The organism is Vibrio sp. EA2 (genome assembly GCF_033042495.1).
GTDB lineage: Bacteria > Pseudomonadota > Gammaproteobacteria > Enterobacterales > Vibrionaceae > Vibrio.
Genome location: NZ_JAWLID010000004.1, coordinates 90506 through 103405, shown reverse-complemented (window position 1 = coordinate 103405; position 12900 = coordinate 90506). Strand labels below are relative to the sequence as shown.

At 45.1% G+C, this 12900-nt stretch carries 8 protein-coding genes; 3 read left to right on the top strand and 5 right to left on the bottom strand.

Annotated features, from left to right (window positions below; genetic code table 11):
• Positions 1-531 precede the first annotated feature (531 nt).
• From putP to RXX31_RS11390, 4 genes are all read right to left on the bottom strand, one after another.
• Complete coding sequence (putP, locus tag RXX31_RS11405) at positions 532-2025, bottom strand: sodium/proline symporter PutP (RefSeq protein ID WP_317589462.1); 1494 nt, start codon at positions 2023-2025, stop codon at positions 532-534.
• Between the two features lie 136 nt (positions 2026-2161).
• Positions 2162-2869, bottom strand: a complete 708-nt coding sequence (locus RXX31_RS11400) for a 1-pyrroline-5-carboxylate dehydrogenase (protein WP_317589461.1) — start codon at positions 2867-2869, stop codon at positions 2162-2164.
• Positions 2870-2880: 11 nt separating this feature from the next.
• Positions 2881-6042: a bifunctional proline dehydrogenase/L-glutamate gamma-semialdehyde dehydrogenase PutA gene (gene putA, locus RXX31_RS11395; RefSeq protein ID WP_317589460.1), complete on the bottom strand. Its 3162-nt coding sequence runs from the start codon at positions 6040-6042 to the stop codon at positions 2881-2883.
• A 386-nt stretch (positions 6043-6428) separates the two neighbouring features.
• Complete coding sequence (locus RXX31_RS11390; protein WP_411197977.1) at positions 6429-7256, bottom strand: helix-turn-helix domain-containing protein; 828 nt, start codon at positions 7254-7256, stop codon at positions 6429-6431.
• Between the two features lie 756 nt (positions 7257-8012).
• Here RXX31_RS11390 and RXX31_RS11385 point away from each other — a divergent pair.
• On the top strand, positions 8013-8741 hold the full coding sequence (locus RXX31_RS11385) for a PAS domain-containing protein (RefSeq protein WP_317589459.1): 729 nt from the start codon (positions 8013-8015) through the stop codon (positions 8739-8741).
• Positions 8742-8800: 59 nt separating this feature from the next.
• Here the strand turns inward: RXX31_RS11385 and pdxH are convergent, their stop codons facing one another.
• Entirely contained in the window at positions 8801-9436 is a 636-nt protein-coding gene (pdxH, locus tag RXX31_RS11380; protein WP_317589458.1) for a pyridoxamine 5'-phosphate oxidase, read from the bottom strand.
• A 272-nt stretch (positions 9437-9708) separates the two neighbouring features.
• Here pdxH and RXX31_RS11375 point away from each other — a divergent pair, with 272 nt between their 5' ends.
• Entirely contained in the window at positions 9709-11559 is a 1851-nt protein-coding gene (locus tag RXX31_RS11375; protein WP_317589457.1) for an ATP-binding protein, read from the top strand.
• Positions 11552-12778, top strand: coding sequence for a sigma-54-dependent transcriptional regulator (locus RXX31_RS11370; protein WP_317589456.1), 1227 nt, complete (start codon positions 11552-11554; stop codon positions 12776-12778). Before RXX31_RS11375 ends, RXX31_RS11370 begins: the two co-directional genes overlap by 8 nt.
• The last annotated feature ends 122 nt before the right edge of the window (positions 12779-12900 follow it).

Here is a 12900-nt window from a genome sequence, read left to right as displayed (position 1 = left end):
ATTTTGTTCAAAATAATTCCACATTAAAAAATACCCTTTTGTTTTTTGTGTCCTACCTCCAAAAAACAGGGTAATGTATTTATAAAATTGAGACATTGCTCAGATGTCAATTTTTGTTGTTGATTTGTAAAAATTAATGCCAATTACTGTCAGAACATGACAAAAGGCGTATAACTAATTGTTGAACATGACTATTTTCATGTGCATTTCCAAAGCTAATCGCAAATATTCGCCCTTTCCCAGCGACTTTAAGTGAAAAATTTACACTGTTAACTACGTATTTAGTGCTAACTTTCACTTTTCATTCAATGATATAGAAGCGTTAGACTACATCCTAAATTGCCAGTAAGAAGCTAACGAATGCCCTATAAAGGGAAAAGGACGGTTGCCTTTTGAGGAGGAGTTCTCAGAACATAGATGGAGAGAAGAGTAAAAGTGCGGAGAGAATCTCTGAATGTTCAGGTGCAAAATTCAGATAAAAATAAAGCCCGCTTTGAAGCGAGCTTTACTGGTTTCATCTATTACTAGAAATTAGTCCAAATCAATCAACTTCTGTTTGTATGACTTGTGTTGCTCCAGTACGTCATGCGCTGCGCCACCCGTCATTTTACTGACAACAATAATAGCCAGTGTCGAGAAGATGATGCCCGGTACGATTTCGTACACATCGAACCAACCGCCTGATAGCTGTTTCCATACAACGATAGTCACACCACCAACCAGAATACCTGCAAGAGCGCCGTTACGGTTCATACCGCTCCAGTAAAGGCTAAGTACTACTGCCGGGCCAAATGCGGCACCAAAGCCAGCCCAAGCGTAAGATACAAGTCCGAGTACTGAGCTGTCCGGTGTCATTGCCAAGAATAGAGCAAGCAGAGAAATCACGATCACGCCTACACGGCCAACCATTACGATTTCTTCTGAAGATGCGCCTGGTTTAAATACTTGCTTGTAGAAATCTTCTGCTAGTGCTGAAGAAGAAACCAAAAGCTGAGAGTCTGCTGTACTCATTACCGCTGCAAGAATCGCTGCAAGTAGGATACCTGCGATAACTGGGTGGAATACCGTATTTACCAGTAGCATGAAGATTTTCTCTCCATCCTCTAATTGCACACCAGAATGACCGCCAACCCAAACAAGGCCAACAAGACCGACTAGCATTGCACCCGCCATGGATAGCGCAGTCCAGCCAACAGCGATACGGCGTGCCGTCGTCAGGTCTTTATTTGAACGAGTCGCTTTAAAGCGCGCCAGGATGTGAGGCTGACCAAAGTAACCCAAACCCCAAGCAGCCAGAGAGATGATCGCGATAGCCGATAGAGGCTCACCTTTCACATCACTCCATAGCGTAAGTAGTTCAGGGTTGATGTTATGCATATCAGATGAAAGCTGGCTGAAACCACCGTCCATCACGGCAACCGGTACTACCATAAGTGCCGCAGCCATCAACAAGCCTTGTACTAAGTCTGTCCAGGATACCGCCAGGAAGCCGCCGAATAGCGTGTAAGAAACCACACATACTGTACCGATGACAACCGCATAGGTGTAATCTAGACCAAATACTGTTTCAAACAGTTTGCCCCCTGCTACCAAACCTGAGCTGGTGTAGAAAAGGAAAAATAGAAGAATGAAAAACGCAGAGATTGTCTGGATCAGTTTTGAGTTGTCGTTGAAACGACGTGACAGGAACTCTGGCAATGTCAGCGCGTCAGTCTGGATACTATAAGTACGCAGACGCTTTGCACTGATTAACCAGTTCGCCCATGTACCAACAAGCAGACCGCCTGCTAGCCAAAGTGCCTCGATACCCGCAGCATACGCGTAACCTGGCAGGCCAAGTAGCAGCCAGCCACTCATGTCTGAAGCACCTGCAGATAACGCAGCTGGCCACGGACCTAGGCTACGGCCACCCAGGAAGTAATCAGATGAGTTGGCAGTCCTTTTATACGCGATAACGCCAATGGCAACCATGATTAATAAATACGCCACAAAAGTGGACGTGATAGCAAAGCTATTTTCTATCATTTGATAGTCCTCGTTATAATTATTTCCTTCCTTGCCTTCTTTGATATTTTGCCATCTCAGCAATACGTCAAAGCAAGAGACACCAACCCGAAACGGCTCTCAGAAAAGTTATTCCAAATTGGTGTCACAAGTTAGGTTAGTGAGTTTCGTTCCCCAGCTCGAGTAGAGTTGCGTTACCACCCACCGCGGTAATATTTATCGTTCGAGTACGCTCAGTAATAAAGCGTAACGACAGATGAGGATCATGAGCCAATGTCGGTGACTCTAAATCCGTTTCAGAAACTAAGCCGACGATGGCACCATCGCGCTTAGCCAGTTGAAGATTGAGCGCATGCTCAACCTTAGAAAACCCAACATAACCCACACTACGTACATCACTCTCAAGCAACGGTGCTGAGGCATCATACGCAACAACCTGGACTAAGTTAGATGGGAGGTTAGTCGACGATATCGCTTGTGTAACCAGTTGGTTTAGCTCGATATTGTCACTGCAAATCACAACACTGTTACCCGCAATTAAGGCACAGGTGATCATTGCAAAGGCACTGTACAACGCATTAGACGTATTTTCGGTATTGTTTTCACAAATCACCAAAGCCACGCCACGACCTGCGGCATACAGCTCGTTAGTTTCACCAGTAGGCCCTACTAACTGATGAGTGTCTGCAAGAAGTGCTGACGCCTGTTGCAAATGGAATGAAACCACTTTTGCTACGGTAGCATTCTGCCCTTCAAGTGCAGATTTAAATGCCAGCGCATGCTCGCATTTGTAATCAAAATCGGTCAGATTCCACTGTTCCCACGCAGAAAATGCATCTTTAAAAACTGTGATCTGATGAACCATAATGCGACTCCTTATGCGTTTTCTGCTTGAGCAACTGTTCGTTGAGAAAAAGTTTGTTGAGTAAAGCGGTACAAGTAGTGCGGACCACCCGCTTTCGGGCCAGTACCAGACAAGCCTTGACCACCAAAAGGTTGAACACCTACTACGGCACCAACTTGATCTCGGTTGATGTAGCAGTTACCAACACGAGCGTGTTTTTCAATCCAACGGTAAGTGGTTTCGTTACGACTATGGATACCCATGGTCAGACCAAAACCCGTTTGGTTGATTTGCTCAACAACGTTTGGTAATTCAGACGCTTTAAAGCGAACAATGTGTAGAATTGGGCCAAATTGCTCTTCTTTCAGCACATCAATGCCTGAGATTTCAAACGCACTTGGTGATACAAAATCACCGTACTGACACGCCTCATTCAACTGTAGCTCAGCGACTTTCTTTTGCGTTTTCGCCATGTGCTCAATGTGAGCCTGGAGTTTTTGTTTCGCATTTTGGTCGATAACCGGACCAACATCGGTTTTATGCAAGTATGGCAAACCAACATCAAGTTCATTCATCGCACCTTGGATAAGGTTGATAATGCGATCTGCCACGTCCGCCTGTACGAATAGCACACGTAAGGCTGAACAACGTTGACCAGCAGATGCAAACGCAGAGCGAATTACATCACGCACAACCTGCTCAGGCAGTGCCGTACTGTCGACGATCATGGCGTTCTGACCGCCCGTTTCTGCGATAAACGGAACAGGTTTCGCTGTGCGCTCTGCCAACGTCACGTTGATACGCTGTGCAGTTGCTGTCGATCCGGTAAATGCCACACCAGCAATCGCATCGTGAGAAGTCAGTGCATGACCAATTTCACTACCACGACCAGGAAGCAATTGAATAACACCAGCAGGGAAGCCTGCTTGCAGCATCAGTTCAATCGCACGAGCTGCGATCAAGCTGGTTTGCTCTGCAGGTTTCGCTACCACTGTGTTACCCGCAACCAGTGCCGCTGTGACCTGACCTAGGAAAATCGCCAGAGGGAAGTTCCATGGACTGATACAAACAAATACACCCAAACCTTCACGGCACGAAATACGTTTAACACCGTCAAAACCTTCTAGTTCAAATGGCTGCAGGTTTTGTGCTTGTTTCGCGTAGTAACGGCAAAAATCAACCGCTTCACGAACTTCATCGATACTGTCATGGATAGTCTTACCTGCTTCTTTGTGACAAATAGCCACCAGCTCAGCGAGGTTTTCTTCCATTAAGTCAGCCAGCTTTTCTAAACACTGCGCTTTCTGCTCAATCGCGGTGCCTTTCCACTCAGGGAAAGCATTCTGTGCCGCCTGGATCGCTGCGGAAACATGATCAAGAGTAGCAAATGCCACTTTACCCACTTCAATGCGGCGATCGTATGGGGCAGTGATGATCTCTGCCGCATTATCCTTGATCATGCTTTCGGCAGAACGCTCACCATTGATCACTGGGCCAGCTACCCACTGATTTTCCATGAAGCTTTCAACTTGAGCTTCAAATGGCTTGGCTTCGCTGTCGATATCAACGTTCACACCGTAAGAATTCTTACGCTCAGGGAAAATACCTGATGGCATTGGGATTTTGTCGTTATGCAGAGTTTCAAAGCTAGTAAGCACATCAACAGGGTGATGTGTTAGCTCGTAAATAGGGCAGCGAGCATCAACCAAACGGTGTACAAACGAACTGTTCGCACCGTTTTCTAACAAACGACGAACGAGGTAAGGAAGTAGGTCTGCATGGTTACCAACTGGTGCATAGATGCGCACAGGCTGACCGTATTTTTCCATCACATGGTTGTACAGAGAATCACCCATGCCGTGCAGACGCTGGAATTCGTAATCTTTGTGCTGAGCCATGACTGCAATTGCCGTCACAGTGTGCGCATTATGACTCGCGAACTGCGGGAAAATGTTGCCACGTACGCCTTCACTTAGTAGGAAGCGGGCACAAGCAAGGTACGCCACGTCTGTCGCTTCTTTGCGGGTATACACTGGGTAGTTGTCATAACCAGCTTGTTGTGACCATTTAATTTCACTGTCCCAGTAAGCGCCTTTAACTAAGCGCAATGGGATAAGGTCGCCCTGCTCTTTCGCTAGCGCATTTATCCATACCAATACAGGAAGAGCACGCTTCGAGTATGCCTGAATGACCAGACCAAACTTGCCCCAGCCTTTCACTAGGTCGCTGCGGTAGACTTTCTCAAATAGTTTTAAAGAAAGCTCAAGACGATCGGCTTCTTCTGCATCAATCGTAATCGCTACATCCACTTCAATCGCACGTTTTAGCAACTGCATTAACGAGTCGTACAACTCGGTCATTACACGCTCTTCGTTAGCGACTTCATAACGCGGGTGAAGCGCAGAAAGCTTAATAGAAATAGAAGGTGCTGGGCTGGTATCGCTGCGCTCTTTACTTCTAAGAACGTTCTCTCGACCTACTGCTTCGATCGCCATTAAGTAATCTTTGAAGTATTTGTTCGCATCGGCGGTAGTTAGCGCCGCTTCACCCAACATATCAAATGAGTAAGTGAAACCTTTGTCACGCATTGGGCGACCATTTTTTTGCGCTTCTTCAATTGTGCGGCCACGAACAAACTGGTAACCCATGATCTTCATCGCCTGATACATGGCTTTACGGATCACAGGTTCAGAGAATTTGTTCACCAGGCGGTTTACAGCCTGACTGGGGCTCTGGCTGCCTTTTTCACCAAGACCAACCACTTTGCCTGTCAGCATAAGACCCCATGTTGATGCATTCACAAACACAGAATCCGAGCTTTTCAGATGTGATTTCCAGTCTGCAACACTCAGTTTATCTTTGATCAACGCGTCAGCGGTCGAAGAGTCAGGGATACGCATTAATGCTTCTGCAAGACACATCAGCAAGATACCTTCTTGAGTATCTAAGCTGTATTCCAGCAGCAGGGCATCAATCATCTGGATTGACTTCTTATCGGCACGAATCGCTTCGATAAGTTGGGTCGTTTGGATAGTGATCGCCGATTTTTCTTCCTCTGTCGGCGTCGCTAGCGGCAACAGTTGCTCTAGCCATTGAGACTCGTCCACCATATACAATGGCGAGATCAGTGACCACAACTTATCAAGCGGCTGCTCGATAAATTCCGGTGTCAACACGTTCGTAGCTGTAAACATGTGTATTCCTCAATCTCACTCCTCGAAAACCGCTTCGAGGATCATCAATGGCTGGCAGTGTATTTTGAGGCCGACAAGAATACTTGTCAAAAACTACGGCATTTTTGCTAAAAACTCGCTTTTATAACAAAACATCCACACAATCACGCTCAAAAAGGTAATATTTTGTGTTGTAAAATTTAATTTTTCTGGATTATTGACAACAAAAGACCAACGATATCAATAATATTGTTCGTAAAGTTATCGTTCAAACGGAATAACTCAGGATAGATTGTTGTTCGAAACGACAACTTGATGAAAAATGGAGAGAAAAGAGATCTAAATCACACTAATACAAAACAAAAAACCATGCTAAAAGCATGGTCTTGAGTAAAAATCTTTGGAATTTATCCAATCTGTTTCTTATATTGGGAAGGCGATAATCCCTGAAGACGAGTGAAAGTATGGGTGAATGTGCTTTGGTTGGAAAAACCAGTGAACTCTGCAATTTGACCGAGTGACAGCTGGCCTTGATTGATTAACTCTCGCGCCATATCAATCCGTTTACCTAACACATACTGATGAGGCGTAATCCCCATCTGCTCTTTAAACAGACAGTGGAACTGGCTTTCACCTAAGAATACTCGACCAGCAAGTTGTGCAACACTGATCTTGTGACTTAAATTCTGCTCGATATAACGATCGATCACTTCCAGATCAAAACGAGATTCTTTGCGGCTGGTTTCAAAAGCTGAGATATGACGCTGCATCAGTGCGATGACCGTATCATGACAAGCACGGCTCAATAACAGATCTTCTGGGTGACTACGCATCTCCTGGACCAGCATTTGTATCAGCTTCTGAATTTGACTATCAAGCTTAAAGTACAGGTGCGAGCGCTCCAAATTGTTGAGTTTATCCAACATTTCCGGATCATCATTGGTTGGTTTTGGCATATTGAGTACCAAAATATCTGACTGAGTTATCACTCCTCCGAAAGCATGATCAGAGCTGGCAGTGACCACGCATCCCTGACCCGGCCCAACGAGGTTTCCCTGACCACGCACTTCAAATTCGGCTTGTCCTTTCAACCCAATAACTATCTGAGTATAAGAATGATCATGGCACTCCATGTAAGATGGAAGTGTGATCAATTCTGCAGGACGAGGCAGCATACTTTCTTTATATAGTGGGGCTTTATATAGCGGTGCTTTCGGGTTATCTGAATCAGTCATTTCACACAGTCATCTTAAGCGTGAGGCTTACAAGCACGCATGATATACCTTCTCGAGTTGCTTGCAAATCTTCAACGGACTAATTCGGACAAGATCAAATCAACATGGTCAAGCCAAATCGCATGATCATCGTTCCGGAACGATGATCATGTTAGTTTAAACTACGGTCAACGCCAAACCAATTTTATTAATAAAAACTGATAGATAGCAAACATCAATCAATACAACCGACACGATGAGTAAAGATCCTCAGCTGTGAACGGAGCTTGTTAATATTTAACCTGCGAGCCTAAAAGAAATCACGACGTCATTATTCAATTGCACGCATAGAGGGGTTTCCCCCCTTACTTATATTCCGTCAATTCAATACATTAGTCCTAGAGCTAAGGGGCACATCCCTCTTTAGCCCTGGGTATCTGATTGATACCTCTAATTGACTTAGCTGGCCCTCGCTAAGTGAATTAGCACCTCTTCTACAAATCAACAAGAGAATATCTTGTGTTGCCAGCCCGTCTTCAGGCTGGCTTTTTTTATAAATGAAAACAATAGCATAAGCTGATACCATATTGACCGCTTAACTGTATCCTCACGTCAACTATCGTTCTGAGTAATCTTAATCACGCCAATCTCAACGCTAGCAGCAATAGAGAAGTACGAAAGCATGATCAAGGGAACCTCTTAGTGTAAATAAACAAAAAACTACGACGTGATCTTATTAACCTGTGATGACTTAGGCAGAAAGTAGTGAGTCCTTTTGTGAATATCCCAGTCAATAACATAGAACAATCACTTCTTCGACAACTTCCCGGTTGTTGGGGGTGCAAAGATAGAGATTCCGTGTTTCGTTACGTTAATCAGGAATATGCTGAGCTACTCGGTCACACCAGCCCCGAAGAGTGTATTGGTAAGACTGACTTCGACATGCTAAGCCCAACCACTGAGTGTGCGAAGGAGTTTCAGCGTCAGGATAAATATGTACTAGAGACTGGCGAGCCGTTGAAAATCCTTGATATTCATCCCTACCCTGACGGGCGCTGGCGTGCCCACATTTTTACGAAAACACCTTGGCGTGATGAACAAGGAAAAACGCTGGGTACCATTTTCTACGGGCGAGAATTGACCGATACGGCTGTCATCGAGGTTGGATATTGGGTTTGCCGGGCTATCGATACCGATCTCAATCAGCAATCTATCTTCCGTTTTTCGAGCCTGAACGCTAAGCCAGTGAAATTGACCAACCGCGAGCAAGAAACGCTTTTCTTATTACTTTACGGAAAAAAACCACAGTTCATTTCACAAGTGATGGGGATTTCTACCAAAACGGTCGAAGGTCATGTCGCTCGCTTGCGAAACAAGTTTGAAGCGAACAGTAAAAACGAGTTGATAGATAAAGCGATGGAGGCAGGGTACGGTTCTGTGGTACCAAAGACGTTACTCAAACATCAACTTTCTGTTGTGCTTAATGGTGAAAGATCAGGTTCATAGATAACAAAACACCGCCGACGTGGCGGTGTTCTGCAATCTGGTAAATTCATGGCGATGAGCTATGGTGCCAAGCGATCGATATCCCACTTACCGTCATGTTGTGAAAACAAGAACCGGTCATGTAGGCGGTGCTCCCCACCTTGCCAAAATTCGATGCTTTGAGGTTTCACTCGGAATCCACCCCAAAATGACGGCACTGGAATTTCTCCTTTGGCAAACTTCTGTTTTAGCTCAATAAATTTTCCTTCCAAAACGCCACGAGCCGAAATACGGCTACTTTGCTTACTGGCAATCGCAGCAAGTTGGCTCTCTTTTGGACGAGACGCGAAGTATTTCATGTTTTCCATTGCCGTTAGCTTTTCTGCAACGCCAGTGATGTGAACTTGTCGCTCTAGAGGGTGCCAAGGAAAATGCAGACTGATGTTACTATTATGCTCAAGTTGCTGAGCCTTACGGCTTCCTAGGTTGGTGTAAAACACAAAACCATTTTTATCTACATTTTTCAGCAAAACAATACGTTGAAATGGCATCCCATTTTCGTCCACCGTGGCAACGGTCATTGCGGTAGGATCCGTTAGACCAGCTTCAACCGCTTGCTGTAGCCAAAGGTTAAATTGATCAATTGGATCCGCCTCTAAATCTTTACGACGCAGACCACCTTTAGTGTATTCACGACGAATATCAGCAAGTTCCATCTTTACTCCTTCACTATTTTTTGTCGATTGTGCGCTCGATAATAAGGAAATACAAGGACATTAATGGTTATGCCTCGTAATCGCTGCGCCTCACAGCATCATCAGTTACCTTCTGATAATATATACCCCAAGTAACTTCTGTAACCCAATGATTTAAAGATGCAGGGTTTAAATCTCGGATAAATCATGATTTATCTAAAATTGATGCGTCTGAAACCAAATCTCTCTCGCAGCCCCCAACCAGGGATAGCGTTACACCAGGTGAGCCAAACGTGAACTTACTCAATCCCAAAGCACTTCGCCACTTTTTATTGCTACTGTTTGCTATCGGCATCACAGGACTTGCTCTTACTCATCACTACGCGACAGAGTATCAACATGATCAATGGCAACAAAAATTAAAAAACCAAGCGTCGTTAGTATCACAAGAAGTCGACTACGAACTGGCTAAATTTGAGCAAATCCCAAATCTCTTAAGCCATGATCCAAGGCTACTCAAAGCCGTGGAACGAGGTGTCGCATCTGATGAGCTCAACGTCTTGCTGGCCAACTGGTTAAAGCAGAGTTTGGCGGACACCATTTATGTGCATGACAGTACCGGATTAGTTATTGCTTCAAGTAATTATCTGCAATCGGATTCGTTTGTCGGTTCCAGCTTTAGTTTTCGTCCCTATTTTCAAAATGCACGCAGCGGACAAAAGGCTCAGTATGTTGGCCTAGGAGTACGATCGAATAAACGCGGTTATTTTTTCTCTTCACCGCTTTGGGTCGGTGACAAAGTCGTTGGTGTGATCACCGTTAAAGTCAATTTGGAACAGTTGGAGAAACGACTCGCTCAAAATGGCACAGATGTTTTGATTGCAGATAAACATAATGTTGTCTTCATGAGTAACTTACCGGAGTGGCGATACAAAGCACTGTTCCCGTTATCGCCTGCCGCTATTGATGAGCTATCGCAAACCCGTCAGTACGGCGATACGCTACCGAAGTACGATGGCGCACTGACTGCACAAAGCAATACCTCCGATTTTTCCGACAACCAGCTTTTGCTGTCCACTGATTATCTTGCCTATACCACTCAACTATTAGATAAAGGCTTTCGCGTTGTCGCTCTGATTAATCAGGATACGGTTCTGGCCGCAGTCATACAGGCAGATGCCGTTTATCTGATCTTGTACGCGCTGATCGCTTTGATTGCTCTGGCCTGGTTTCAAATGCTGGTCAACAAAGCCCACTTGGCGAACCTAAATGTCAGTTTGGAAGAAAAAGTAGTACAACGCACGGTTGTGTTAAGTGAAGCCAATCAAAAACTGCAGCAAACCATTCACCAATATGAACAAAGCCAACAAGAGCTTAAGCAAACACAACAAGAACTGACCCAAGCTGCGAAACTGGCGTTATTAGGACAGCTTTCTGCCAGTATCAATCATGAAATAAATCAACCTTTAGCGGCATTAAGAACATACACTGAGAACTCACAGCGTTTACTGGCACTGGAACGCTACCCGATGGTCACAGAAAACTTAGACAAGATGCTCACTCTGAATGACAACATTGCAGAGGTCATTGCTCGGCTCAAAGTCTTTACCCGTAAAACCGGCCAAAACCCGCACAGTGAAGTGTCGATACTGCATGACGCAGTGCACAATGCCACCAGCATATTAAGCAGTAAGCTGATCAAACAGGGAGTGACGTTGAAAGTGCCCGAGATCGACAACCGTTTGCGATTAGCGATTCACAGTGTTGAGTTAGAGCAAGTCTTGATCAATATCTTTCACAATGCCGCACAGGCAATGGATGGCTATTGTATCGACCCGCAAATATCCATTGCTGTTCAATGCCATGACTCGATCTGCGACATTCTGGTTTCTGATAATGGTCCTGGCATGTCCGACGAAGCATTAGCGAAAGTATTCGATCCATTTTTTACCACTAAACCCGAAGGCTTGGGACTCGGTTTAACCATTTCTAAGCGTATTTTAGAAAGCTATCATGGTTCGCTTAGTGCCTTTAATCATGGCAGTGTCACTTCAGAGCAGCGCGGCGGTATGACCTTTGTGGTGAGTATCCCAATAACCGAGCAATACACAACACCTCAAATTATGGAAAACGATCATGCATAACCCAGTTTTCTTCGTAGACGATGAGCCTCATATTCGTGATGCGGTTTCTCAAGCCTTACTTATCGAAGGGGTAGAAGTAACCTGCTTACCCAATGCTGTCGAAGCCTTACGTGTGATCAATGCAAGCACCCCGGCCGTTATTATTACTGATATTCACATGCCCGTGATGGATGGGCTGGAGTTCATGAGAACTTTGCTCAGCAAGAATAATCACTTTCAATTTATCGTATTAACGGGGCACGGAGATGTAAAAACCGCGGTTGAAGCAATGAAAAGTGGCGCGTACGACTTTTTGGAAAAACCATTTTCAACCGAGCAATTAATGAAATCGCTGCATAATGCCGACGATAAACTGAACCTACTGCAAGAAAATATTTGGCTGAAGAAAGAGCTTGATATGCAAACGCACGTTGGCCCCAAAATGATTGGTCACAGTAAAGCGATGGTCAACATTCGCCGCTTACTGATCAGCGTACCGACAAGCCAACCGTTAATCTTCATTGGCGAAGATGGCACAGGTCGCAGGCTCGCGACGCAATTTGCCCATGATATACACGCAACAGCCGACAGCGAACTGATCGCCGCATCAGGAGAAGACTTACAAGAGCTCTCTATCGAAGCGTTAGAGAAAACCGTTCATCATCTTACCGAAGGGAAAAGTCACTGCAGCTTATACGTGTATAGTGCGGAGAGCCTCTCGTTGGCACAATGGCAGAGCCTATTTGACCACCCAAAACTCGAACGTGTTTTCGGAGCCGCAACCCACGTAGAGAAAGACATAAAAAACATCGCTACATTGATTCATTTACCAACCCTGGATGAGCGGAAAGAAGATATAGGCCCGCTTTACAAGCACTTCGTACGCCATGCAGCCAGTCGCTACCAACTGCAGCCACCACATATCAGTCTTGATGAGGTCAAATACATTACGGATTTATCCTGGCCTGAAAACATCAAACAACTGCGTCGGTTTGCTGAATTACGCGCACTGAAACCCGATACCTTTCGTATCGAAGACTGGAATAGCGACAAAAGCATCGAAATTCAGAGTATGACGCAACGCACAGAACACTTTGAATATTGTCTATTAATTGATGCATTGCAGCGGCACAGAGGCAGACTTAAAGAGGTTCAACTAGAATTACAGGTATCACGCAAGACCTTGTACGACAAACTAAAAAAACATCAGTTGGATAAAGCACAGTTCAAGGCTCTGTAGCGACGAAGTTACGCCCAGAGCCCTATTGAAGTACGCTATAACATTAGGTGGTTAACGGGGAGTTACCCCCTTCACTTCGGTCAATTCGCTAAGACACGAAACAACCGAAAAACAGTAAACCG